Annotated in this window: 22 protein-coding genes; 17 read left to right on the top strand and 5 right to left on the bottom strand. The window is 73.6% G+C overall.

Features of this window, described 5'->3' with window-relative positions; all coding sequences use genetic code 11:
- The first annotated feature begins 38 nt into the window (after positions 1 to 38).
- The 7 genes from RWK90_RS00600 (at position 39) to RWK90_RS00570 (ending at position 7,891) form a co-directional block, all read left to right on the top strand.
- On the top strand, positions 39 to 215 hold the full coding sequence (locus RWK90_RS00600; protein ID WP_314033667.1) for a ubiquitin-like protein Pup: 177 nt from the start codon (positions 39 to 41) through the stop codon (positions 213 to 215).
- A gap of 6 nt (positions 216 to 221) precedes the next feature.
- Entirely contained in the window at positions 222 to 1,628 is a 1,407-nt protein-coding gene (gene pafA, locus RWK90_RS00595; RefSeq protein ID WP_314033665.1) for a Pup--protein ligase, read from the top strand.
- Positions 1,629 to 1,639: 11 nt separating this feature from the next.
- Entirely contained in the window at positions 1,640 to 2,608 is a 969-nt protein-coding gene (locus tag RWK90_RS00590; RefSeq protein WP_314033664.1) for a WYL domain-containing protein, read from the top strand.
- Positions 2,605 to 3,567, top strand: a complete 963-nt coding sequence (locus RWK90_RS00585; protein ID WP_314033661.1) for a WYL domain-containing protein — start codon at positions 2,605 to 2,607, stop codon at positions 3,565 to 3,567. The genes RWK90_RS00590 and RWK90_RS00585 overlap by 4 nt, the downstream gene beginning before the upstream one ends.
- A gap of 108 nt (positions 3,568 to 3,675) precedes the next feature.
- The gene (tatA, locus tag RWK90_RS00580) at positions 3,676 to 4,119 is read left to right on the top strand and encodes a Sec-independent protein translocase subunit TatA (protein WP_314033659.1); all 444 of its coding nucleotides are present in this window, start codon (positions 3,676 to 3,678) and stop codon (positions 4,117 to 4,119) included.
- A 114-nt stretch (positions 4,120 to 4,233) separates the two neighbouring features.
- Positions 4,234 to 5,247, top strand: a complete 1,014-nt coding sequence (gene tatC / locus RWK90_RS00575) for a twin-arginine translocase subunit TatC (protein ID WP_314034704.1) — start codon at positions 4,234 to 4,236, stop codon at positions 5,245 to 5,247.
- Positions 5,231 to 7,891, top strand: coding sequence for a DEAD/DEAH box helicase (locus RWK90_RS00570; RefSeq protein WP_314033657.1), 2,661 nt, complete (start codon positions 5,231 to 5,233; stop codon positions 7,889 to 7,891). The genes tatC and RWK90_RS00570 overlap by 17 nt, the downstream gene beginning before the upstream one ends.
- Positions 7,892 to 7,913: 22 nt before the next feature.
- Here the strand turns inward: RWK90_RS00570 and RWK90_RS00565 are convergent, their stop codons facing one another.
- Positions 7,914 to 8,843 (bottom strand): 5'-3' exonuclease H3TH domain-containing protein, encoded by a 930-nt coding sequence (locus RWK90_RS00565; protein ID WP_314033655.1) that lies wholly within the window; start codon positions 8,841 to 8,843, stop codon positions 7,914 to 7,916.
- Between the two features lie 110 nt (positions 8,844 to 8,953).
- On the opposite strand from RWK90_RS00565, the gene RWK90_RS00560 reads away from it, so the two are divergent.
- Positions 8,954 to 10,060: a Xaa-Pro peptidase family protein gene (locus RWK90_RS00560; RefSeq protein WP_314033653.1), complete on the top strand. Its 1,107-nt coding sequence runs from the start codon at positions 8,954 to 8,956 to the stop codon at positions 10,058 to 10,060.
- 484 nt (positions 10,061 to 10,544) lie between these two features.
- Here RWK90_RS00560 and RWK90_RS00555 read toward each other — a convergent pair whose 3' ends face one another.
- Positions 10,545 to 10,952: a PPOX class F420-dependent oxidoreductase gene (locus tag RWK90_RS00555; RefSeq protein WP_314033651.1), complete on the bottom strand. Its 408-nt coding sequence runs from the start codon at positions 10,950 to 10,952 to the stop codon at positions 10,545 to 10,547.
- Between the two features lie 63 nt (positions 10,953 to 11,015).
- On the opposite strand from RWK90_RS00555, the gene RWK90_RS00550 reads away from it, so the two are divergent.
- Positions 11,016 to 11,795, top strand: coding sequence for an SDR family NAD(P)-dependent oxidoreductase (locus RWK90_RS00550; protein ID WP_314033648.1), 780 nt, complete (start codon positions 11,016 to 11,018; stop codon positions 11,793 to 11,795).
- Positions 11,792 to 12,997 (top strand): cobalt-precorrin-6A reductase, encoded by a 1,206-nt coding sequence (locus tag RWK90_RS00545; protein WP_314033646.1) that lies wholly within the window; start codon positions 11,792 to 11,794, stop codon positions 12,995 to 12,997. The genes RWK90_RS00550 and RWK90_RS00545 overlap by 4 nt, the downstream gene beginning before the upstream one ends.
- On the opposite strand, the gene RWK90_RS00540 is transcribed toward RWK90_RS00545, so the two are convergent.
- Positions 12,989 to 13,954 carry a precorrin-3B synthase gene (locus RWK90_RS00540; RefSeq protein WP_314033644.1) on the bottom strand — a complete coding sequence of 322 codons (966 nt, stop codon included), beginning with the start codon at positions 13,952 to 13,954 and terminating at the stop codon, positions 12,989 to 12,991. The genes RWK90_RS00545 and RWK90_RS00540 overlap by 9 nt on opposite strands.
- Positions 13,955 to 14,065: 111 nt before the next feature.
- On the opposite strand from RWK90_RS00540, the gene RWK90_RS00535 reads away from it, so the two are divergent.
- The 3 genes from RWK90_RS00535 to RWK90_RS00525 are packed head-to-tail and all read left to right on the top strand — an operon-like array spanning position 14,066 to position 17,424.
- Positions 14,066 to 15,013 (top strand): amidohydrolase, encoded by a 948-nt coding sequence (locus RWK90_RS00535; protein ID WP_314033642.1) that lies wholly within the window; start codon positions 14,066 to 14,068, stop codon positions 15,011 to 15,013.
- Between the two features lie 8 nt (positions 15,014 to 15,021).
- Positions 15,022 to 16,644: an apolipoprotein N-acyltransferase gene (lnt, locus tag RWK90_RS00530; RefSeq protein ID WP_314033641.1), complete on the top strand. Its 1,623-nt coding sequence runs from the start codon at positions 15,022 to 15,024 to the stop codon at positions 16,642 to 16,644.
- Positions 16,645 to 17,424 carry a polyprenol monophosphomannose synthase gene (locus RWK90_RS00525; protein WP_314033639.1) on the top strand — a complete coding sequence of 260 codons (780 nt, stop codon included), beginning with the start codon at positions 16,645 to 16,647 and terminating at the stop codon, positions 17,422 to 17,424.
- 80 nt (positions 17,425 to 17,504) lie between these two features.
- Here the strand turns inward: RWK90_RS00525 and RWK90_RS00520 are convergent, their stop codons facing one another.
- Positions 17,505 to 17,849 (bottom strand): RNA polymerase-binding protein RbpA, encoded by a 345-nt coding sequence (locus RWK90_RS00520; protein ID WP_007633930.1) that lies wholly within the window; start codon positions 17,847 to 17,849, stop codon positions 17,505 to 17,507.
- A gap of 190 nt (positions 17,850 to 18,039) precedes the next feature.
- On the opposite strand from RWK90_RS00520, the gene RWK90_RS00515 reads away from it, so the two are divergent.
- The 4 genes from RWK90_RS00515 to RWK90_RS00500 all read left to right on the top strand — a co-directional run bounded on the left by RWK90_RS00515 (position 18,040) and on the right by RWK90_RS00500 (position 22,999).
- Complete coding sequence (locus RWK90_RS00515) at positions 18,040 to 18,396, top strand: hypothetical protein (protein ID WP_314033635.1); 357 nt, start codon at positions 18,040 to 18,042, stop codon at positions 18,394 to 18,396.
- Positions 18,393 to 20,105, top strand: coding sequence for an alpha/beta-hydrolase family protein (locus tag RWK90_RS00510; RefSeq protein ID WP_314033633.1), 1,713 nt, complete (start codon positions 18,393 to 18,395; stop codon positions 20,103 to 20,105). Before RWK90_RS00515 ends, RWK90_RS00510 begins: the two co-directional genes overlap by 4 nt.
- Positions 20,106 to 20,172: 67 nt before the next feature.
- The gene (locus RWK90_RS00505) at positions 20,173 to 22,521 is read left to right on the top strand and encodes an excinuclease ABC subunit UvrA (RefSeq protein WP_314033632.1); all 2,349 of its coding nucleotides are present in this window, start codon (positions 20,173 to 20,175) and stop codon (positions 22,519 to 22,521) included.
- A 16-nt stretch (positions 22,522 to 22,537) separates the two neighbouring features.
- Positions 22,538 to 22,999 (top strand): PaaI family thioesterase, encoded by a 462-nt coding sequence (locus RWK90_RS00500; protein ID WP_314033630.1) that lies wholly within the window; start codon positions 22,538 to 22,540, stop codon positions 22,997 to 22,999.
- 44 nt (positions 23,000 to 23,043) lie between these two features.
- Here the strand turns inward: RWK90_RS00500 and RWK90_RS00495 are convergent, their stop codons facing one another.
- Positions 23,044 to 24,819: an FUSC family protein gene (locus RWK90_RS00495; RefSeq protein ID WP_314033628.1), complete on the bottom strand. Its 1,776-nt coding sequence runs from the start codon at positions 24,817 to 24,819 to the stop codon at positions 23,044 to 23,046.
- Positions 24,820 to 24,826: the final 7 nt, after the last annotated feature.

Genomic DNA, 24,826 nt, shown 5'->3' with positions numbered 1-24,826 from the left:
CCGCACCCACGCCCCACCGCACCAGCAAGGAGAGCACCATGTCCCAGATCCAGAAGAACGCCGGCGGACCCGGCGAGGGCGACGACGAGGCCGGCCAGGTCGTCAAGGCCGCCGACACCAGCTCCGCCGACTCGCTGCTCGACGAGATCGACGACATCCTCGAGACCAACGCCGAGGAGTTCGTGAAGTCCTACGTCCAGAAGGGCGGTCAGTAGAGGCCCATGATCCGTCGCATCGTCGGTATCGAGACCGAGTTCGGGATCACCAGCGTCTCCGGTGAGGGCGCCCGCTCGCTCGGCGCCGACGAGATCGCGCGCTACCTGTTCCGCCCCGTCGTCGAGCGGTGGCGCAGTTCCAACGTCTTCCTCGACAACGGCGCGCGCCTCTACCTCGACGTGGGGTCCCACCCGGAGTACGCCACCGCCGAATGCGACGGGCTCCGGCAGATCGTGGCCCACGACAGGGCGGGGGAGCGGATCGTCGACGACCTCGCCCTCGCCGCGGAGGAGTCCCTCGCCGCCGAGGGCATCGACGCCCGCGTCTACCTGTTCAAGAACAACACCGACTCCGTGGGCAACTCCTACGGCTGCCACGAGAACTACCTGCTCGACCGCAGCACCCAGGTCCGCAGCATCGCCGACACGCTCCTGCCGTTCCTGGTCAGCCGGCAGCTCATCTGCGGCGCCGGCAAGATCCTGCCCGGCACCCCCGCCGGCGTGGGCCTGGGGGAGTCCGCCGAGCCGGTGTACTGCTTCTCCCAACGCGCCGAGCACATGTGGGACGGCGTGTCCTCCGCGACCACCCGCTCGCGCCCGCTCATCAACACCCGCGACGAGCCCCACGCCGACTCCACGCGCTTCCGGCGCATGCACGTGATCGTGGGCGACTCCAACATGATCGAGACCACGACCCTGCTCAAGGTGGCCAGCACCCGGCTCGTCCTGGAGGCGATCGAGGCCGGGACCGCCCTGCGGCCGATGGCCGTCGCCCACCCCGTCCGGGCGATCCGCGAGATCAGCCGCGACCTCACCGGCACCCGGCCCGTCGCGATGACCGACGGCAGCACCATGTCCGCGCTCGAGATCCAGCGCGAGTTCCTCGCCACGGTCCACCGTTACCTGGACGCCGGCGGCTGGGAACGCGACGACCGGCCCGACGTCGAGTACTGCGTGGCGCTGTGGGAGCGCATCCTCGACGCCGTCGAGTCCGGGGACCACGACGCGATCGCCGCCGACGTCGACTGGGCCGCCAAGCTCCGGCTCATCCGGCAGGTGCAGGACCGCACCGGCGTCGACCTCGACCACCCGCGTCTCGCGCAGCTCGACCTCACCTACCACGACATCCGGCCCGGGCGCGGCCTGCACTCCGTCCTCGAACGCCGGGGGATGGTCTCGCGCGTGGTCGACGACGCCGCGGTCGAGCGGGCCCGCGGCACGGCCCCCGAGACCACCCGCGCCGCGCTGCGCGGCCGGTTCATCACCGCCGCCCGCGGGGCCGGACGGGACTTCACCGTGGACTGGGTCCACCTCAAGGTCTCCGACGGCACCCTGCCCACCGTCGCGCTGACCGACCCGTTCGCCGAGGTCGACCCGCGTGTCGACGATCTCATCGCCGCGCTCGGACGATAGCGTTCCCTGACGTGTCCACCTCGAAGTCGCAACGACTGGTCAACCTCGTGATCTGCCTGCGGTCGACCAACGCCTTCCTGTCGGCCGAGGAGATCCGCAGGATGGTCCAGGGATACGACGACTGCGAATCCGAGAACGCCTTCCTGCGGATGTTCGAGCGGGACAAGCGGGAACTGCGCGACGTCGGCGTCCCCCTGGAGCAGGGACCGTCGCTCGCCCCCGGCTCGCCGGCCGGGTACCGGATCCCCACCCACGGCTACGAACTGCCGGAGATCACCCTCACCCCCGAGCAGGCCGGCGTCCTCGCCGTCGCCGCGGAGGTGTGGCGCGAGGGGGAGCGCGCCGCCCACGCCGGAGGCGCGCTGGCCAAGCTCACGGCCGCCGGGATCGACCCCGTCCACGACGCCGGGGCCACCGTCTCCGTGGCCGACCCCACCGAGCTGGCCACCGCCGCCCTCGTCGCCGAGGCGATCGCCGGGGGCACCTCCATCACCTTCTCGCACACGGCCGCCGGCGCGACCGACCCCACCACCCGGCGGGTCGAACCGTGGTGGACCGGCTCGCGCCACGGCCACTGGTACCTCGTCGGCCACGACCTCGACCGCGGCGAACCCCGCACCTTCCGGCTCGTCCGCATCTCCGACGTCCGCGTCGGCCGCGCCGCCCGCACCGCCGCCGTGCCGCCCACCGAGCAGGTCCTGGCGCTCCTCGACGACGCCGTCTCCCGGCTCAACCCGCTGCTCGAGGCCACGGTCTGGGCGGCGGACGGTCGCGCGGCCGAACTGCGCGCCATGGCCCGGTCCGCCACGCCGGCCCGGCGCTTCGGGCGCCCGGGCACCGACCTCGAGCTCGCGGCGCCGCTGGGCGAACTGTCCGCGCTGGTGGCCGCCCAGGGCGCCGACGCCGTCGCCCTGCGTCCCGCGGAACTGCGGGTGCGCGTCGTGTCGATCCTCACCGCCGCCGAGGAGGCCGCCCGATGAGCGCCCGCACCGTCCCGCTCGCGACGCTGCTCAGCGTGGTCCCGTACTTCCACACGCGCGGGCCCGTGCCCGTCGCCGACGCCGCCCGCGACCTCGGCATGGGCGAGAAGCAACTGCGCGACGCCCTGTGGCAGCTGTGGTCCTGCGGTCTACCCGGCTACGGCCCCGGCGACCTCATCGACCTGGCGTTCTCCTCCGAGGACCTGGACGACGCCGAGATGGTGGAGGTCACCTTCACCGCGGGCATCGACCGCCCCGTCCGCCTCACGGCCGCGGAGGCGGTGACCCTCGAGACCGGTCTGGCCGTGTTCCTGGACCAGCCCGAGGTGATCGACCAGGGCGCGTTGCGTGACCTGCTCGCGACCCTGCGGACGGCCACCGGGAGCGAGGCCCGCGCCACCGCCGACGACGCCAGGCGGGTCCGGGCGGACACCGACGCCGACGTGGTGCGGACCGCCGTGCACGGCGGCCTCGCCCTGCGCTTCGTCTACCACTCGGCCAGCTCCGACACCTCCACCACACGCGTCGTGGACCCGGCGCGACTGTCCGTCGCCGACGGCCACTCCTACCTCCACGGCGTGGACCGCTCCTCCGGTCAGTGGCGGACCTTCCGCACCGACCGCATGAGCGGAGTCGAGGCGGTGGGACCGCGCCGCGCGCTGGGGCCCGAGCCGCAGGACGACGGCGAGGGCGACCTCCGCCTCGAGGCCGCCCGTGTCCCGGCCGCCGCGGCGTGGTTCCTCGACGAGTTCCGGTTCCACTCGGTGGTCCGCCGCCCGGACGGCGATCTGGACGTCGAGATCGCCTACCACGACCGCCAGTGGCTCCTGCGCTTCCTGCTGGGCCACGCCGACGTCGTCCGGCCCGTCGACCCCGGGCTCGCGGCCGAGGTCGCCCGACGGGCCGCCGACGGCCTCGCCGTGTACACCGTGGGCGAAGACTCGACGGCCGGGGCGTGAACTGGCGGTGAACCCGCTGGTCACCGTGTGTTCAGCGGGTGCGCCCGCCGACGCGGGACGGCGTCGGTGCGTTAGCATGAATGTGTTGTCCGACAAACGGAGGTTGACATGGGTGCGTTGAGCATCTGGCACTGGCTCATCGTCCTCGCGGTGGTGCTCCTGCTGTTCGGTTCGAAGAAGCTCCCGGACGCCGCCCGCGGCCTCGGGCGGTCGATGCGCATCTTCAAGTCCGAGATCAAGGAGATGCAGAACGACGACAAGCCGGCCGAGGAGCAGGAACCGCAGGCTCTCACCCAGGGTCAGCCGAACGCCGCGCAGTACGCGCAGCCGCAGGCCCAGCAGTACCAGCCGCAGGCCCCGCAGCAGTACCAGGCGCAGGGGCAGCAGTACCCCGCGCAGGGCCAGCAGTACCAGGGTCAGGGCCAGCCCCCGGCCCAGGGTTACCCGCAGGCGCCGCAGCAGCCCTACCAGCAGCCGACCCCGCCCCAGGGTCAGCAGTTCAGCGACCCCACCGCCCCGTACCAGGGCGGCCAGGGCCAGCAGGGGCAGTAGGCCGCCTCGTCCATGACACAGACCGGCACCACGGACACCGGCGCCACCCGCCAGGGCGGCGCCGGTCGCCTGCTGTCCCGGCGACGCCGCAGGCCGCGCAACCCCGACGGCACGATGCCGCTCATCGAGCACATCTACGAACTGCGGACCCGCCTGCTCATCGCGTCGGCGGCGATCGTGGTCACCCTCGGCTTCGGCTTCTGGTGGTACGGCACCGGGTTCCTGGGCGTACCCTCGCTCGGCGGCATCCTCACCGGCCCGTACTGCGACATCCCGCCCGGGGCCCGGCTCCAGCTGGGTGACAACGGCGACGAATGCCGCCTGCTCGCGACCGGCCCGTTCGAGCAGTTCATGCTCCGCCTCAAGGTCGCCGCCACCGCCGGCATCGTGCTCGCCAGCCCGGTCTGGCTCTACCAGCTGTGGGCGTTCATCACGCCCGGCCTGCACAAGAACGAGAAGCGGTACGGGATCGTCTTCACCATCCTGGCCGCGGTGCTCTTCATCGGGGGCGCGGTCCTCGCGTACGTCGTGATCGTCCACGCGTTGGAGTTCCTGCTCTCGATCGGCGACAACGTCCAGACCACGGCCCTGTCCGGCACGCAGTACTTCACGTTCCTCATCCAGCTCATCCTCATCTTCGGGGTCAGCTTCGAGATCCCGCTGCTCATCGCCATGCTCAACGTGGCGGGTGTCGTGAGCTACGAGACGCTCGCGCGGTCGCGTCGCGGCATCATCATGGGCATCTTCGTCTTCGCCGCGGTCGCCTCACCCGGCCAGGACCCGTTCTCCATGCTCGCGTTGGCCGTGGCGGTGTGCATCCTCGTGGAGGCGGCCATCCAGTTCGCCCGCCTCCACGACAAGCGCAGGAAGAGGTCCCGCGAGGACTGGCTCGAGGTGGACGACGAATCCGCCTCGCCGCTCGCCCCCGCCGGCGGCCTCGGGGGCTCCGGCCCACTCGAACGACCAGCCCCCCTCACACCCACCTCCGCCGACGCCGCGGGCGCCCGCACCTCAAGTACCCGCACCCCGGGCCCCGGAGCAGACGTCACCGGCACCCGCGCGCCGGGTGACACCCGCCCGCTGCAGGCCCCGGCCGGTGGCGGCTCGATCTATGACGACATCACCTGACGAGACCCGACCCGACGATCTGCTGGAGGGCTTCCTCTCCGGCGAGGGCTTCGCGCCCGACCCCTTCCAACTCGAGGCGTTCGCCGCCCTGGACGCCGGGCGCAACCTGCTCGTGTCCGCGCCGACCGGCTCGGGCAAGACCCTGGTCGGCGAGTACGCCGCCTACCGTGCCCTCGCCGGAGGCGGGCGTTGCTTCTACACGACCCCCGTCAAGGCGCTGAGCAACCAGAAGTTCCGGCAGTTCCGGCAGCGCTTCGGCCCCGAGAACGTGGGCCTGCTCACCGGCGACCACTCGATCGACGCCGACGCGCCCGTCGTGGTGATGACCACCGAGGTGCTGCGCAACATGATCTACGGCGCCTCGTCGGCGCTGCACGATCTCGACTGCGTCGTGATGGACGAGATCCACTACCTCGGCGACCGCTCGCGAGGCGTGGTCTGGGAGGAGATCATCCTCACCCTCGACCCCGCCGTGCGACTGGTCGGGCTGTCCGCGACGCTGAGCAACACCGACGAGCTCGGCGACTGGATCACCGAGATCCGCGGCGACACGGCCGTCGTCCTGTCCGAACACCGGCCGGTACCCCTGGCCCACATGCTGTACACCGACGGCGACCTCGTCCCCGTCCGCGCCGCGGCCGACCAGCGCCGCCGGGTGCGGTCCGGTTACCACGACGAGCGTGTGGCCGCCCGCCCCCGCGCGCAGTGGGCGCGCCGCCAGGACGTCATCGAACGGCTCGACGACGAGCGGCTCCTGCCCGCGATCTACTTCGTCTTCTCCCGGGCGGGTTGCGACGGCGCCGTCGCCCAGATGCGCCGCGCGAGGCTGCGCCTGACGACCGGCGAGGAGGCCCGGCGCATCGCCTCGCACGTCGACGCCGCGGTCGCACAGGTACCGCAGCCCGATCTCGACGCGCTCGACTTCGCCGCCTTCCGCGCCGGCCTCGTCAACGGACTCGCCGCCCACCACGCGGGAATGCTCCCGCTGTTCCGCACGATCGTCGAGGAGCTCTTCTCCGCCGGGCTCATCAAGGTCGTGTTCGCCACCGAGACCCTGGCGCTGGGCATCCACATGCCGGCGCGCGCCGTGGTGCTGGAGAAGACGACCAAGTTCAACGGCGACACGCACATGATGCTCACCGCCGCCGAGTACTCCCAGATCACCGGGCGGGCCGGCCGACGCGGCATCGACACCAAGGGCACGGCGGTGGTGCTGGACCAGCCCGACCTCGACCTGGACGCCCTGGCCGCGCTCGTCGACACGCCCCGCTTCCCGCTGCTCAGCGCGTTCACACCCGATTACTCGATGGCCGTCAACCTCGTCGAGCAACTCGGCGTGGAGGAGGCAACCACCCTCATCGGCCGGTCCTTCGCCCAGTTCCAGACCGACCGCACGCTGGTGTCGCGGTCCCGGGCGATCGAGCGTCGTTCCGACGAGCGCGACAGGATGCGCGCCTCGCTCGAGGACGCCGGGGGAGACGCCGACCTCGACCAGTACATGGGTCTGCGCGCCGAACTGAGCCGGCTCGAGCGCAGGGCGGAGAAGGCCACGCGCGACGACCGGCTCGACTCCGTGCGGGCGGCCATGCTCAAGCAGACCGCCGGCTCGGTCATCACCGTGGGCCGCAAGCGGTTCGGGATGGTCGCGACCGTCCTGCAGGTCCGGACCGACATCCCCTCGGACCCCGCGCTGCTCTGCCTCACCGACACCGGGTGGACCGGGTGGCTGCGCCAGCACGACTTCGCCGCACCGCCCGTCCCGGTGGGCCGGGTCGACCTGCCCAAGGGGCGCCGCAAGCTCGACGGCCGGGCCAAGCGCGCGCTGGTGCAGCGCATGGAACACCTGCGCGGCAAGGCCAAGGGCCGCATGAAGAACGTCGGGGGCAAGCCGGTTCGCAAGGACCCGCGGATCGCGGCGGCCCGCCGGGCGCTGCGTCAGCACCCGCTGCACGACGATCCGCGGATCGACACCCTCGCCCGCCTGCACGATCGGTGGGCCCGCGCCGACGCGGACGTCGCCGCCCTCACCGCGGAGGTCGACGCGGACGCGGACTCGCTCGCCCGGCGCTTCCGGCGGATCGTGGACCTGCTGCGCCACCTCGGCTACCTGGAGAAGGTCGACGGTGTCCTGCGGGCCACCGATGCGGGCCACCTGCTCGCCGGGGTCCACACCGAACAGGACCTGTTCGTCGCCGAGTGCCTGCGCCGCGGCGTCTGGCGGGGACTCGACGCGGCCGGGCTGGCCGCGGTGATCGCCACGATCGTCGCGCACCCGCGCACCGACTCGGCGGTCCGCGAGCCCTCCGACGAGGTACTGCGAACCGCGCTGGCGGACACCGAACGGGTGGCCGGCGACGTGGCCGAGGTGGAGCGAGCACACCGGCTGCCCACGACACCAGACCTGGACGCCGGGCTCGCACCCGTGCTTCACCACTGGGTCTCCGGCGGCGCGCTCGCCTCGATCCTGGCCGCGTCGTGGCAGGAGGGCGTCGAGCTCACCGCCGGCGACTTCGTGCGGTCCGCCCGCCTCGTGGTGGACGTGTTGGCCCAGGTCGGACAGGTCGCCGAGCCAGATCTCGCCCGGACCGCCCGCTCGGCGGTCGGGTCGCTGCGCCGCGGCGTCGTCCTGGACCACATGGCCTGACCCGCGCCCGCCCGGGAGCGGCTCAGACCTGGTCGAGTACCGCCGTCGCCGCCACGAGCCGATCGATCGCGCGCTGCTGGCCCGTCGACTCACCGAGCGACTCGATCCAGCCCGCGTCCACGGGCCCGCGGCGGCCGTCGACATCGCCCTCGAACTGCACGTCGAACGCCCGCCCGCCGAGCCGGACCACCCCTCGCGCGGCGGTGAGGTAGTCGGCGCCCTCCGTGATCGCCTTACGCTGACGGGCACTCAGCCCCGACCCGGGGTCGCCGGCCGCGGCGATGATCCCGTCCAGGTCCCCGTACTCGCGCAGGAGCGCGGCGGCGGTCTTCGCGCCGATCCCCGCGACCCCCGGCAGCCCGTCGGAGGCGTCCCCGACGAGCACCGCGTAATCCGCGTAGACCCGCGCGTCCGCCCCGGCGGGGAGGTCGAAACGCTCCGCCACGACCTGCGGGGTGTACGCGAGCCGCTTCTTCATCCCGGCCCCCACGTACACCACGGTGGTGGTCGCCGAGGCCAGCTGGAACAGGTCGCGATCGCCGGTGACGACCAACACCTCCCGGTCACGGGCGGCCAGCGCGGCCAGCACGTCATCGGCCTCCGCGGCATCCGCCCAGGCCTGGGTGAGGCCCGCCGCGCCGAGGACCGCGCGGATCGCCCCGACCTGCGACCCCAGGGATTCGGGGGCGTCCTCCTCGCCGTCGTCACCCACCCGGTGGGCCTTGTAGGACGGCAGCAACTTCACCCGCCAGTCGGGGCGCCATTCGCGGTCCAGGGCGGCGATCAACCCGGTGGGGGAGTACTCCTCCACAAGCACGGCCACCATGTCGCAGAACCCGCGCACCGCGTTGGTCGGGGCGCCGTCGGGGCCCGTGATCTTCTCGGGGACAGAGTGGAACGCGCGGAACCACAGGCCGGCGCTGTCGAGAACCATGAGCGGGCCCTGGGACACCGCGCCTCCTTCGGGGGTGGTGGGTCGTGTCGGTCCCGGGGCGGGAACGACGGTCGACCGTCAGGCTAGTCTCCCGCGGCCGCCCGCGCGGCGCGCCTAGGGTGGAGGACATGACCACTCCCGACCCGCACCTGCATTCCCGTCGACTGGCCGCCGTCCGTGAGCGCGCCGCCGCCCTGGGGATCGACCACGTGGTGGTGTACTCCGGCGAGGACATGTCCTACCTCACGGGTGAGCGCATGGACTCGCACGAGCGGCTGACGGCGCTGGTCGTGCCGGTCGCCGGAGGGGAGCCGCTGCTGGTGCTGCCGTCACTGGAACTCACCGACGTCGTCCGCCGCGCCGCCGAGCGGGTGGGCGCGACCATCCACCCGTGGTCCGACGGGACCGACCCGGTGCCGCTCGTGGCGGGCAGGATCGCGGGGCGGGTCGCGGTGTCGACCGCCCTGCCGGCCCTGCACCTGGTGCCGCTCCGCGACGGGGTCGACGGCGAGGTGGTCCTCGCCTCGGAGGTGATCGACCACGTCCGCGCCGTGAAGACCCCGGACGAGGTGGAGCAGCTCGCCGAGGCGGCCCGCCGTATCGACGCCGTGCACGCCCGCATGGGGGAGTTCCTGCGGGTGGGCCGGAGCGAGGAGCAGGTGGGCGAGCTCATCACGGCGGCGATCGAGGCGGAGGGGCTCACCCACGCGGAGTTCGTCATCGTGGGGTCGGGCCCTCACGGTGCGGACCCGCACCACGGGGTGTCGGACCGGCTGATCGAGTCCGGCGACATCGTCGTGGTGGACATCGGCGGCCCGCTGACCAGCGGGTACCACTCGGACTGCACGCGGACCTACTCGATGGGCGAGCCCGCCCCCGAGGTGGCCGAGGAGTACGCGGTGCTGCAGGAGGCGCAGCGGCTGGCCCGCGAGGCCGTGCGGCCGGGGATCGCGATCGGCGAGGTCGACGCCGCCGCCCGCGAGCATCTCTCGGCCGCCGGCCTGGGTGAGTTGTTCATCCACCGCACGGGCCACGGGATCGGACTGGGGCTACACGAGCCGCCGTTCGTCGCGCCGGGCGCCGACACCGTGCTGGAGGAGGGGATGACGTTCTCGGTGGAGCCGGGCATCTACCGGGCCGGGCGGTGGGGTGCGCGGCTGGAGGACATCGTCGCGGTGACCGCCGACGGCCGCCGCGACCTCAACACCGGCGAGCGCGGCCTGCGGGTGCTCTGACCGCGTCGCGGGCGCTCATCAGCCCGCCCTCCCGGCGCAGCCGCCCCTGGCCCTGGCGTCTCGCTCCCGCCGATGCACGCCTCATCCACAGCCGCCCCCGAACATGGCGTCTCGCCCCCGGACCTGCCAGCGTTCTCCCGCACAGCCGCCCCCGGCCCTGGCGTCTCGCTCCTGCCGATGCACGCCTCATCCGCAGCCGCTCCCGAACATGGCGTCTCGCCCGCCCCGCGGTGAGCGCGAGACGCCATGTTGAGGAGCGGCTGTATGCCCAGGGGCGGCTACGTGGTCGGGGGCGGCTGAATTCCCAGGCCGCGCCGCCCCGTCGCATTCAGCCCGAGCGAGCGCTGCCCGAGCGCGCGCTGCCCGAGCGCGCGCTGCCCGAGCGCGCGCTGCCCGAGCGCGCGCGGACCGGGTGCGCCCAGCCCGAGCGCGCCGCCCCCTCACCCGCGGCCCGAGCGCGAGGGGGCTGCGCGACACCCGAGGTTCAGGCGTCGCGGAACATCTGTGCCGAACCGAGGACCCGGTCGACCTCGATCGCCACCACGACCCGCTCGGGGTTCGGCGAGGGCTCGCGATAGCGCAGGGCATAACGACGCTCGCCCTCGCGGACGGACGCCGGATCCTCGAGCAGCCGCGCGGTGCCCTCGAACGTCAGCCACCGGCCACGATCGACGTGGGAGACGGCGGCGCGTCCGCCCCGGGCGGCATTGCGGGCCTTCTGCGAACCGCGCCGGGTGATCACGCGTGCCAGCCCACCCTCGACGTCGACCGTGAACCCCACGGCCACCACGTGCGGGGAGCCGTCGCGCCGGAGCGTGGTGAGCGATCCGAGGTGGTACTCGGACAGGAACCGGTGCGCCTCGTCGGAGAGGTCCGCCAGGGAATGCGCCATACCGCTGAGCCTGCCACAGCGACTCGGCGCGGCCCGCGGAGGCGTGCGTGGGAGACTGGGCACATGCCCACACCTGCATCCCCGTCGTCCCGGTCCGCGCCCGGGGGAGAGGTCGTGGTGGTCTTCGGCGGCCGCAGCGAGATCGGTCTGGCCGTCGCCCACCGCCTCGCGCCCGGTCGGACCGTCGTGCTGGCCAGCCGACCCGGGGGCGACGTCTCCGCACTCGAGGCGCCGCTCGTCGAGGCCGGAGCGACGGCCGTGGAGTTGGTGGACTTCGACGCGGACGATCTCGACGCGCACGCGGGCGTCGTCGACCGGATCGAGTCCCGCGTGGGGCCGATCGACATCGCGGTGCTGGCGTTCGGGATCCTCGGCGACCAGGAGCTGGCCGAGCGCGACCCGCGGGCCGCGGCGCGGATCCTGCACACCGACTTCGTGGCGCAGGCCGCGCTGCTCACGGTGCTGGCCGAGCGGATGAAGCCGCGCCGCCGCGGGGTGCTGGTGGCGTTCTCGTCGGTGGCGGGCCAGCGGGTCCGCCGCGCGAACTACGTCTACGGGTCCGCCAAGGCGGGACTGGACGGTTTCGCGTCCGGGATGGCGGACGCTCTGCACGGCACGGGCGTGACCCTGGTCATCCCGCGCCCCGGGTTCGTCATCGGCCGGATGACGCAGGGCATGGACCCCGCGCCGTTCTCCTCCACGCCGGACCAGGTGGCGGACGCGGTGGTCGGCCGGGTGCTCGCGCGGCGGGCCGGGGTCGTGTGGATCCCGTGGCAACTCCGGGTGATGTTCGCGGTGGCGCGGTTGGTGCCGCAGCCCGTGTGGAGGCGGATGCCGCGGTGAGCGCTCCGCCACGGCCGGGCCCGGACCCGGCGGCAGTTCATCTCGTGGGCACGGGCCCCGGCCCGGTCGATCTGCTCACGGTCCGCGCGTCCCGGCTGATCGCGCTCAGCGGCACGTGTCTGAGCGCCCCGGACGCAGGGGCTGCGCTGTCGTTGGTCCCGCCGGCGGCGCGGGTCGTCGACACCTCCGAGCTCTCGCCGGAAGACGCGGCCGGCCACGTCCGCGAGGCGCTGGCCCGCGGCGACCGGGTCGTGAGGCTCTATCCCGGCGATCCGGGGCAGCATCCGGATCTGGCCGCGCACACGCGGGCGCTCGACGCCGCGGAGGTCGACTGGGAGCTCGTGCCGGGGATCCCCGTCGCGGGCGCCGCACCGGCCGCACCGGCCACGCCCACCACCGTCGACACCCCGGCACAGGCACAGGCGGCACCCCCGTCGGCCGGGCCCGGTGGCGATCCCGGCCTCATCCTCGTGCTGGGCGGGACCGGGGAGGCGCGCCGGTTGGCCGATCTCCTGGTGACGGCGGGGTTGGACGTGGTCACGGCGCTCGCGGGGAAGGTCACGCGGCCCCGCCTGCCCCGCGGAGAGGTGCGCATCGGCGACTTCGGCGGGGCCGAGGGGCTGGCGCACTGGCTGCGGGAGAACGCGGTGGGCGCGCTGATCGACGCGACCGACCCGTTCGCCGCCGAGATCTCGGCCGACGCCGTCCGGGCCGCGGCGGAGACGGGCACCCCGCTGCTGCGGCTGCACCGCCCGCCGTGGACCGAGGGGCCCGGCGACGAGTGGATCCGGGTACCGGACGCCCGGGCCGCCGCGCGGGTGGTGGCCGGCCGGTTCCGTCGCCCCATGCTCACCGTCGGCAAGCACGGCGCGTCCGAGTTCGCCGGGGACGACCGCGGTTCGTATCTCATCCGCTGCTCGGAGCCGCCGCCCGGCCCGCTGCCGCACCGGTATCTGCTGGTGCTGGGCCGCGGTCCGTTCGGTGAGGACGCCGAGCGGACGCTGATGGCCCGGCACCGGATCGACGTGCTGGTCACCCGCGACAGCGGCGGCGAGAGTTCGTCCGCGAAGCTGGCGGCCGCGCGCGATCTGCGGATCCCGGTGGTGATGGTCGACCGGCCGGAGGCGCCGCCGGCACCGGAGACGGTGCACTCCGTGGACGAGGCCGCGCGCTGGTTGGTCGCGCGGTTCGGGTCACGCTGAGCGGGGCGCCCAGGGCGAGGCGGCGTCGAAGATCATGCCCATCGGGGCGAGGACCCGCACGACCTGCTCGGCCATCGCCTCGGTGAGACCGTGCAGGCCGATCACGCCGTCGGCCGAGACGGTGCTCGGTCGCTCGACTGCGCCGAGGAACTCCGCGAGCCGCGCGGGGATGACGCCCTCGGCGACCACCGCCAGCAGGCTGACGAGCCCGTCGGTGGTGTCGACCCACCCCACCGTCGGCACATCTACGGGCGTAGTGGGCGCGATGGTCGGGGTGCCGGCGTCCCGCGTCACCGTGGTGGTGAGGGGATGGGAGTCGAGGGCGACGACGACGAGGTCGTGCGCCTCCCCGGGGACCCGCAGGTCGGCGGCGCCCGCGGAACGGGCGAGGTGCGCGGCCACGTCCGACAGGACGATCGCCGCGTGCTCCACGGCGACCCGGACGGCGATCTTCCGGCCGGCGACGTGGACCCGCGCGCTGCCGTCGGTGCCGTCGACGACGGCGGCCAGGTCGGGGGAGTGCGCGAGGACGTCGCCCGACCCGTCGTCCAGTCCCAGGAGGAACCGCCCGGCGAGGGCGTCGATGCCGGAGTGTCCGGCCAGGGCGGCGGAGAGCTGGTCGGGCAGGTCCGCGAGATCGTGACGACCGTCCGTCAGACCGGCCAGCGGCGAGGCGAGCACGACGGGCAGGCGCCGCGGCCCGCCGGCGGCGACGAGGCCGGTCACCACCGGGTCGTCCCACAGCCGGGCGAGTGCGGGGGCGTCACCACGCAGTTCGAGCCCGCCGCGGTCGACGGTGTGGACGGCGCCACCGTGGTCGGCCGCGAGCGCCGCCAGGGCGTTCCAGTCGCCGGGGCGCAGGCGACCGCCGGGGAAGTGCAGGCGGGCGCGGTCGCCGTCGGCGGTCGCGGAGACGCCGCGGGGGGCGGGACGCTGGTCGGCGGCGGAGTCGTTCATCGCCGACCACAGTATCGGCCGCCGGGGGACCCGGGTGCCCGCCGGGCGCCGGCGCCGGCACGGGGGGTGGGCCGGCCGGGCCGTTCGGCGCGCTCGGGGATAATCGGACACATGACCGCATTCCTGGCCACCGGGGGCCGCGTCCTCACGCCCGCCTCCCGAGACGCCACCGCTCTGGCCCACGAGAACGGACTCGTCGTCTGGGCGGGCTCCGACGCCCCCGGCCCGGCCTTGTTCCCGGACGCCGAGCGGGTCGACCTGGCGGGCGACTGGGTGGCGCCGGCATTCGTCGAGTGCCTGCCCGACGGGCTCGACCTCGGCGCCGCCGCGGCCCGCGGAGTGGTCCCCGCGGCGCTGCCGCCGGCCACCCACCCCGGTGCGGCCGGTGAGCCGGACGGGGCCCACGACCCCTCCGCCCTCGAGGCGACGGTGCGGGCCGGCGAGCGGGTCGTGGTCGGACCCCGCACCGACCCCGCGCGATTCGCCGCGGACCTCACCCGCCTGGCCGACGAACTCGGCGGACCCGCGGTCGCCCGGTGCACCCCCGTCCTCGTCGGCGGGGTGACCGGCGGGGCCGGGGCCCCGGACGACGGCACCCTCGCCGCCCTGGCCGCCGTCGGCACGGTGATCCTCCTGCGTCCGCTCGTCGACGACCTCACGGGCACCGACCTCGTGCGCCTCGCCGCCTCCGGCGTCGCGCTCGCGGCGTCCACCCGCGTCGGCGACGAGGTCCGGCCGTGGGACGCCCTGCGGGCGCTCACCTCGGTCGAGGGCGGTCGCGGACTGTCCCCGCGTGCCGCGTTCACCGCCACCACCCGGGGCGCCCGCCGCGCCGCCGGGGCCCGCGACGGCGCGGTCGGCACCCTCACGCCGGGCGCCCCGGCCACCTTCGCGCGCTGGGAGACGGGCGAGCTGGCCGTGGTCGCCGCCGACGACGCTGTCCAGCGCTGGTCCACCGACCCGCGGTCCGGGGTGCCGCCCATGCCCGACCTCACCGGCCCGGACCCCGTCCTCCGGGCACTGGTGGTGGACGGTCTGCCCGCCGGCCCCGCGGCCTGATGCCCCTCATGACCAGGCTGGCCTTCGCGGCCGCCTCCGGTGCGCTCCTGGCCGCCTCGTTCCCCCCGTACGGTCTGTGGTGGACCGCGCTGCTCGCGATCGCCCTCCTCGTCGTCGTCCTCGCCCCCTCCGGCGACCACCCACCCCGGGCGCGCACCGGCGCCCTCCTCGGCCTCGTCTCCGGCCTGGGCTTCTTCCTGCTGCTCGTCCCGTGGGTCGGCATGTACGTCGGCGCGTACGCCTCCTGGGGCCTGTCGCTGGTCGAGGCCCTGTACCTCGCCGCGTTCGGCGCCGGCGCCGTGGTCATCCTCCGCGCGGGGCTCGCCCCCGACCGGCGCCCCGGCCCCCGCGCGGTCGGGGCGGTGCTCGGGGTGGCCGGCTGGTGGTCGCTGTGGGAGTGGATCCGCTCGTCCTGGCCCTGGGGCGGCTTCCCCTGGGGGCGGCTCGCGTTCGGCCAGGCCGACGGCCCCCTGCTGCCGTTGGCCTCCCTCGGCGGCACCCCGCTGATCGGGTTCGTCCTCTCCGCACTCGGTGCCGCCCTCGGCGTGGCGCTGATGCTCCTCTCGCGCCGCGACGCCGCCACCGGCCGGCGCCCGGTCCGCGCGACCGTCGCACTCCTGGCCGTCCCGCTCGTCGCGCTGGGCCTGGTCGCCGGCGCCGCCCTCACCCCGACCCGTGAGGCCACCGACACGGTCGAGGTCGCGGTGATCCAGGGCAACGTCCCGCGCCTCGGCCTCGACTTCAACGCCCAGCGCCGCGCGGTCCTCGAGAACCACCTCGAGGTCACCGCCGCGTACGCCGACGACGTCGAGTCCGGCACCCACGCCCGCCCGGACCTCGTGCTGTGGCCCGAGAACGCCTCGGACATCTCGCCGCTCGACGACCGCCTCGCCGGCGCCCAGATCAGCGCCCTGTCCCGCCGCCTCGACGCGCCGATCCTCGTGGGCACCGTCCTGCCGACCGGCCGGGGACTCGAGGCCCACAACTCCTACCTCGTGTGGGACTCCCGCCCCGGCGCCCGCCCCGCCGCGGACACCGACGCCCCGCCCGACGAGCCGGTCGCCGACCGCCACGACAAGCGGTACATCCAACCCTTCGGCGAGTGGCTGCCGCTGCGCGGACTGTTTGAGGCGGTGTTCCCCATCGCGCAGACCGCCGGGCACTTCATCCCCGGCGACGGCGACGGGCTGGTCACCGCGAACGGCGTCGACCTGGGGGTGGCGATCTGCTTCGAGATCGCCTTCGACGCCGCGGCGCGCGAACCCGTCGCGCGCGGGGCCCAGATCCTCACCGTCCCCACCAACAACGCCACGTTCGGCCGCTCGCCCATGACCTACCAACAGCTGGCCATGTCCCGGGTGCGGGCCGTGGAACACAACGTGCCCGTCCTCATCGCCGCGACCAGCGGCGTCAGCGCCGTCATCGGCCCCGACGGGCACGTCCGGCAGGAGACCGGCATCTTCGAGCCCGGAGTGCTGGCGGCTCAGGTCGAGGTCGGCGGGGCCGGTACAGTGGCAACCCGACTGGGCGGCATCCCGCAGGCGGTGAGCTGTCTCGTCGGGCTCGTCGCACTGGCCTGGGCGCTGCTGTCCACCCGCCGACGGCCCGTGACCCGACACGAGGAGACGTAAGTGACCGAACCGACGACGCCGGGCGGTCGCGTGCCGTCCGCGCGCACGCTGGTGATCATCCCCACCTACGACGAACGGGACAACCTGCCCGGCGTCGTGGAGCGCCTGCTCGCCGCCGCGCCCGAGGTGTCGGTCCTCATCGCCGACGACAACAGCCCCGACGGCACCGGCGAGGTCGCCGACCGGCTCGCCGCGGACGACCCCCGCGGCCGCATCTCCGTCCTGCACCGCACCGGCAAGCAGGGCCTCGGCGCCGCCTACATCGCCGGGTTCCGCTGGGGACTCGAGCGCGGCCACACCGTGCTGGTGGAGATGGACGCCGACGGCAGCCACCCGCCCGAGCGCCTGCCCGCCATGCTCGAGGCCGTCGACGGTGGCGCCGACCTGGCGATCGGCTCCCGCTACGTCGCCGGCGGCTCCGTGGTCAACTGGCCGTGGCAGCGCCACGTCATCTCCCGCGGCGGCAACATCTACTCCCGCATCATGCTGGGGGTCGGCATCAGGGACATCACGGCCGGCTACCGCGCCTACCGCGCCGACGCCCTGGCCGAACTCGACCTGGACACCATCGAGTCCAAGGGCTACTGCTTCCAGATCGACATGACCTGGCGACTGCTGAACAACGGGCGCCGCGTGGTCGAGGTGCCCATCACGTTCACCGAGCGCACGGTGGGCCAGTCCAAGATGAGTGAGTCGATCTTCCGCGAGGCCGCCGTCAACGTGGCCCGGTGGGGCTGGGAGAAGCGCCGCGCGCAGCTGCGGGCACTCCTCGGGCGCTGAGCGGCACCCCCTTTTTCGACGACGAACGCCCCGGCCCCCTCCACGAGAAGGGGACCGGGGCGTTCACGCCACCCGGGGACTCAGCGAGCGCCGGCGCGGCGCCGCTTCTTGAGCAGGTCCATCCGCTCCTTGAGAAGCTCCTCGAGCTCCTCCAGGGAACGCCGCTCGAGCAGCATGTCCCAGTGGGTACGCGGCGGCTTGCCCTTCTTCACCTCGACGGCGGGGCCGTCGATGAGCTGGCCCTCCTGGCCGTTCTTGCACATCCAGGTGCCGGGGATCTCGGCATCATCGGCGAACGGCACCTCGTAGACCTCACCGTTCGGCGTCTGGTACCGGGCCATGCGACGGGGCGCGAGGTCGTGGTCCCGGTCGGTCTCGTAGCTCACCGCTCCGAGGCGGCTGCCCCTGAGGACTCGATCTGCCATGCGGACTCCTTCTGCCGTGTTCGTCTGCGTCGACGCACTGCGGTCACTTACCGCGCTGCGGTCGGATCACTGCGGGATCGACACGACGCTGCGTGGTTCCTGCTCGTATCAACGCCAGAGGAACCCCCAAATGTTCCCACGTCCGGGCACGGCGAGCCACCCCGGGGGCGAGCTGGGTACCCTGTGAGCCGTGGAAACCGACGTCCGGGCCGAGCACCCCGCCCCGCGACGGGGCGAGGCCTCCTGCGCGTGGTGCGGTCGTCCCGTGGACGAGGGCGGCACCGGGCGACGCCGCCGCTACTGCCGGCGTTCCTGCCGCCAGCGCGCCTACGAGCAGCGTCGGTCGCTGCGGATGCAGGACCTGCCCGAGGGCACCGTCGTGTTGTCCGAGGCCGAGTCGGGTGACCTCATGGACCGCATGTTCCAGCTGCGGTGCGCGTGCGAGGACCTGCAGACGGCGATCGCCGAGGGAGAGGACCCCGCCGAGCTCGAGCGCATGGCGGAGGACCTCGTCGCCGCCGCGCGCCGGGCCGAGCGGCTGAGGTGAGGGCCCTCGGCGAAGTCCTGCGGACGTGGTGGGACCGGTGGCGGCCGTCCGTCACGGGACTCGTCGTCGCCGCGCTCGCGGCGTGGGTCTCGCTCATGCCCTCGCTGCTGCCGCGCGCCTGGCACTACCAGGGCATCGTCACGGGCGTGTCGATGCTGGTCGGGTACGGCGTCGGTGTGGCGCTGCGGACCCTGTGGCGGCGCGTCGTCGCACCCCGCATCACCCTGCACCCCGACGTCAGCGCGCTGGGGGACCGGCTGCTGGCGTTCGCGCGCCTGTCCGCGCCGTACGTCCTCGTCGTCTACCTCGTCACGGCCACGGCCACGGCGATCCGGTGGCAGGACCAGGTCTCCGATCTGGTCGAGTCACCCCGCCCGCCGTGGGCGGACTACATGCGGATCCCGTGGGTGGCGCTGGGCCTGTTCGTCGCCCTGCTCATCGCCGCCCGCGGCCTGCGGGTGGCGTACCGGGCGTTCGTCCGCGTGGTGCGTCGCCGGTTCGGGATCGGGGAGTACACCGCCCGGCTCGCGGGGGTCGTGGTGGCGGCCGCACTGCTGCTGGGCGTCGTCCAGGGCGTGGTGCCGCGCCTGTTCTTCGAGGCCGCCAACCAGATCTTCAGCGCGCAGAACAACGAGGACCTCCCCGACGCGCGACCCCCGACCGAGCCCGAGAAGTCCGGCGGCCCGGGCTCGGTCGTGGACTTCGAGGACCTGGGACTGCAGGGCCGGCGGTTCGTCAGCGGCGGGGTCAGCGGCCGGACGCTGAGCGAACTGCTCGGGCGGGAGGCGCGCGAACCGATCCGCGCCTACGCCGGCCTGGAGTCCGCGCCCACGGACGAGGAGCGCTCCGACCTCGTGGTGGCCGAACTCGACCGGACCCGGGCCTGGGAGCGGGAGTCCGTCGTGATCGTGCCGACCACCGGCACCGGGTGGATCAACCCGCACGCCGCGCAGGCGATCGAGCTGCTCTCCGCCGGGGACGTCGCGACGGTGGGCACGCAGTACTCCTTCCTGCCCAGCTGGATCTCGTTCCTCGCCGACCGCGAGAAGGCCGAGGCCGCCGGTCGCGCGCTCGTGGAGGCGGTGGTGGAGTGGCGTGACACCCTGCCCCCGGGCCTGCCGCGGCCCGCGCTCTACGTCTACGGCGAGAGCCTGGGCACCCAGGCCGGCGAGGCGGCGTTCTCGGGCATCCGCGACATCCGCGCGACCGTCGACGGGGTGCTGTGGATGGGCCCGCCCAACTCCAACCGCATCTGGCACTCGCTGGTCGAGCGGCGGGACCCCGGCACCCCGGTGACCGAGCCCGTGTACGCCGACGGTCTGCTGGTGCGCTTCTCGGAGGACCCGGCCGAGCTACGCGACGACGACAGCCCGTGGATCCCGCCGCACGTGCTGTACGTCCAGCACGCGACCGACCCGGTGGTGTGGTGGACGCCGGACCTGCTGTTCGACCGCCCCGCGTGGCTGGCCGAGCCGCCCGGCAAGGGGCGCCATCCGGGAATGTTCTACATGCCGGTCCTGACGTTCTTCCAGGTGACGGCGGACCTGGGCAACGCGATCGGGGGATCGCAGGGTTACGGCCACCTCTACGATCATCAGATCCTCGACGGGTGGGCGGCGGCGACCGGCCGCGAGGGGTGGGACGACGACGAGTTCCAGCGCTTCGCCGAACTGCACGCCGTCGCGATGTTGAACCAGGACCGCGGCTGAATCCCTCCCCGCCGCGCGCCCGCGGTCTAGCGTGGCACCCGGAGAGAACCGGCCGAGGAGACCCGCGATGAGCACCCACACCGCAGACACGCACGACATCATCCGCGTCCTCGGCGCGCGGGAGAACACTCTCCGCTCGGTCGACGTGGAGTTGCCGAAGCGGCGGCTGACCGTCTTCACCGGGGTGTCCGGCTCCGGCAAGAGCTCGCTGGTGTTCGCGACCATCGCGGCGGAGTCGCAGCGGATGATCAACGAGACGTACAGCGCGTTCGTGCAGGGCTTCATGCCGACGCTGGCGCGGCCGGACGTCGACGTCCTGGAGGGGTTGACCACCGCGATCGTGGTGGACCAGGAGCGGATGGGGTCGGACCCGCGGTCGACGGTGGGCACCGCGACCGACACGGGGGCGATGCTGCGGATCCTGTTCAGCCGGCTGGCGCGGCCACACATCGGTGGTCCCAAGGCGTACTCGTTCAACGTGGCGTCGGCGTCCGGGGTGGGGACCCTGAAGAAGGCGGACGGGACGCGGCAGAAGGCCGAGTTCACCATCACCGGCGGGATGTGTGTGCGCTGTGAGGGCCGGGGTTCCGTGTCGGACTTCGACGTCGACGCGCTGGTGGACCGCTCGAAGTCCCTGGCGGAGGGGGCCATCACCGTTCCCGGGTACTCGATGGACGGCTGGTACGGCCGCATCTACTCCGGGTCGGGGTTCTTCGACATGGACAAGCCGGTGGGGGAGTTCACCGCGCGCGAGATGGACGATCTCCTGCGCAAGGAGCCGGTCAAGGTCAAGGCCGACGGCATCAACGTCACCTTCGAGGGCCTGATCCCCAAGATCCAGAAGTCGATGCTGTCCAAGGACGTGGAGGCGATGCAGCCGCACATCCGGGCGTTCGTCGAGCGGGCCGTGGTGTTCACGACGTGCCCGGACTGCGACGGAACGCGGCTCAACGAGGGCGCCCGGTCCTCCCGGATCGGTGAGTACAACATCGCCGATGTCTCCGCCCTGCAGATCACCGATCTCGCCGAGTGGCTGCGCGGGCTCGACGAGCCGTCCGTGGCCCCGCTGCTGGGGTCTCTCCAGCACACGCTGGACTCGTTCGTCGAGATCGGCCTGGGCTACCTGTCGCTCGACAGGCCCGCGGGGACGTTGTCCGGCGGCGAGTCCCAGCGGGTCAAGATGATCCGCCACCTCGGTTCCGCGCTCACGGACGTGACCTACGTGTTCGACGAACCGTCCATCGGCCTGCACCCGCACGACATCGACCGGATGAACGGTCTGCTCCTGCGACTGCGGGACAAGGGCAACACCGTGCTCGTCGTCGAACACAAGCCCGAGACGATCGCGATCGCCGACCACGTCGTGGACCTCGGTCCCGGCGCCGGTTCCGAGGGCGGGACGATCTGCTTCGAGGGCTCGGTCGACGGGCTGCGGCGCAGCGCCACCGTCACCGGCCGTCACCTCGACGACCGCGCCTCGCTCAAGGACTCGGTCCGCGAGCCCACCGGGTGGATCGAGGTCCGCGGGGCGAACGCGAACAACGTGCGCGGCGTGGACGTGGACATCCCGCTCGGGGTGCTGTGCGTGGTGACGGGCGTCGCGGGCTCGGGCAAGAGCTCGCTCATCCACGGATCGGTCTCCCCGCGTGACGGGGTGGTGGCGATCGACCAGTCGGCGATCCGCGGGTCGCGGCGTAGCAATCCCGCCACCTACACCGGCCTGCTCGAGCCCATCCGCAAGGCGTTCGCCAAGGCCAACGGTGTCAAGCCCGCCCTGTTCAGCCCCAACTCGGAGGGCGCGTGCCCCACCTGTAAGGGCGCGGGGGTGATCTACACCGACCTCGGGATGATGGCGGGGGTCGCCACGACGTGCGACGACTGCGAGGGCCGCCGGTTCCAGGCGGAGGTCCTCGAGTACCGACTGGGGGAACGCAACATCGGCGAGGTCCTCGCCATGTCCGTGGCGGAGGCGGAGGAGTTCTTCTCGGCGGGTGAGGCGCGCATCCCGGCCGCGCACAGGATCCTGCTCCGCCTGCGCGACGTGGGGCTCGGGTACGTCCGTCTGGGCCAACCGCTCACCACCCTATCGGGTGGCGAACGGCAGCGGCTCAAGCTGGCCGCCCAGATGGCGGACAAGGCCGACGTCTACGTGCTGGACGAGCCCACGACCGGCCTGCACCTCGCGGACGTGCGGAACCTGCTCGGCATGCTCGACCGACTCGTCGACGCGGGCAAGTCGGTGATCGTGATCGAGCACCACCAGGCGGTGATGGCCCACGCGGACCGGATCATCGACATGGGCCCCGGCGCGGGGCACGACGGCGGCCGAGTGGTGTTCGAGGGCACCCCGGCCGACCTCGTCGCCGACGCCTCGACGCTCACCGGCGAGTACCTGGCCCGCTACGTCGGCGGGTGACGTGTACAAAGACCTCATGACCGATCCGCGTGAGTTCCCCGACGCCTCGTCCCCGGCCGCGAGCACGTTCGTCCGCGTCTCCGGCCTCGTCGTGGACGAGGTGAGCGCCACGTCACTGCGCGGGCACGCGGACCTGGGCGCCGACCATCTCACCGACTGGGGGACGGTGCACGGCGGCGTGTACGCGAGCATCGTCGAGTCCGCCGGCGGGGCGGGTGCCGGGTTCGCCGTCGCCGACCGGGGCCAGATCGCGGTGGGGGTCCACAACGGGACCGACTTCCTGCGCGCGTCCACCGGCGGGCGGGTCGAGGTGACCGCCGAAGCGCTGTTCCAGGGCCGCGGTCAGCAGCTCTGGGACGTCGTCATCACCCAGTCCGAGACGGGGAAGGTGCTGGCCCGCGGCCAGCTGCGACTCCAGAACGTCGACCGCCCCGACGGCGCCCGGGGTGCCGCCGCCACCGTCCCCGCCGCGGGCTGAGCCGCGCCGGGAGCGGCGTGGGGTAGGGGCAGCGGCGGGCCGGCTCAGCCGAGTCCGGCGCCCACCCGTCGGCACTGCTCGCGGATCCGCGCGTCGGCGGGATGGTCGGGCGCGGCGGGCCGCCACCCGGAGGGCAGCTCCAGGTCGGCGAGGCCCGCCCACTCCTCGGCCGTGCCCGTGACGGCGTCACGGTCGCGTGCGCCCAGCATGAGGTACCCGGCGTAGGTGACAGCGTCCGCGGTCCGCGACTCGGGGCCATCACCGTGCCCGTCCGCGATCAGCAGCGAGTTGCTGCCGTTGAGGTCGCGCAGCGCCGACGCCAGTGTCGGCTCGTCAGGGGCCTGCTCGACGCCTCGCGTGTACTCGGCGATCTCGCGGAGGACACGCCGGGTGTCGGCGCGGACGGCCCGGTGATGCGCCCGGCGGCCCGGTCCCCACAGGACGCCCAGGGCGACGAGCACACCCACGACCGTGTCGAGGAGGCGCTCGCCGACCAACGGCAGCGGCTGCTCCGGCACGTCCCCGCCCGTGGCGATGAGCAGGGCGAGCGGGGTGATGAGCGTGACCGCCAGACCGTAGTTCCGGGTGACCAGCAGTTCGATGGTGAACTGCAGGACGACGATCAGTGCGATGAGCCACCACCCCGACGGGTGCGCCAGGGCGATCAGCAGGAACAGCCCGAGCCCCGCGACGGTTCCGGTCAGCCGGTGCAGCGCCCGGTGGGTCCGTGCCTGACGGGGCCCGCCCTGGTGCAGGACGAGGGCGGAGAAGGCGATCACCCAGTACAGGTGCGGCTGGTCGGATCCGGCCAGCAGGGTGAGCAGGGCGATCGACACCGCGGTGGCGATCCCCACCGAGGCCGCCACCGACCACGGCTCCCCGGGCCACCGCAGTCCGCTCCGCAGCCGGCGTCGCAGCGACCCGATGTGTCTGCGCTCGTCGCGGGCGAGCTCGCGTCCGGCCCGCTCGGCCGCGGAGGCGGACGGCATCTCCACCTCCGCGGACCCGGGGTCCCCCTCGAGCCACCGGCCGGCGTCGGGATTGCGGGGATCCCAGGCGGGGTCGTCGCCGGGCACGATGTGCCGGCTCGCCCGCGCTGCGCGGGCGTCGTACTCGCGGCGGGCCGCGGCGAGCTCGGAGTTGATCGACCCGGAGGCGGTCCACATCCCCTCGGACACGGCCTCTTCGGCGTCGGCGAGCGCGTGGGCCGCGGCGCGGTGCAGCGGTCGACTGTCGGGTCCCGGCTCGGTGGCCGCGTAGGCCGCGACCGCGTCCCGGGCGCGGCGCACGGCTCGGCGTTCCGGCCGGCGGGGATCGGGGAGGAGGTCCGCCATGGTCACCAGCCACGCGACGACGGCACCGACCGCGGTCATGGCCGGGACGAGGACGGGTTCGGTGCCGTGCTCGCCGACCAGCAGGTACGCGATCCCGGCGGTCAGGACGAGGAAGTAGGACCCGGGTGGCCCGACGCGCAGCGCCAGGCACATCCCGGCGGTGACGGTCGCCAGGAGCACCGCGGTGACGGCAAAGGCGAGGTGGGAACCGGCGGTGAGGGCGCCGAGGGAGGTGGCGGCGACCAGGCCCAGTCCGATGCCGGCGACGGTCGCGGCGCGACGACGCAGCGGCGCGGCGGGGGCGTAGAGGACGGCGAACGTCCCGGTGACGGTGAGCAGGCCCAGGTCGAGGCGCCCGAACAGCATGGGGACCGCCAGGCACAGCAGGACCGTGAGCCCCGCCTTGGTCGCATTGGGCAGCCGCGGAGGACTCGGGGCCAACGTGACGAGTGGTCGCAGTAGTTCTCGGGTTCGCGTCCTCGCCATGTATTCC

This window comes from Dietzia sp. CH92 (assembly GCF_032248695.1).
In the GTDB taxonomy this organism is placed as follows: domain Bacteria; phylum Actinomycetota; class Actinomycetes; order Mycobacteriales; family Mycobacteriaceae; genus Dietzia.
Note: the sequence above shows the minus strand (reverse complement) of the source record. Positions and strands in the feature narration are given on the sequence as shown.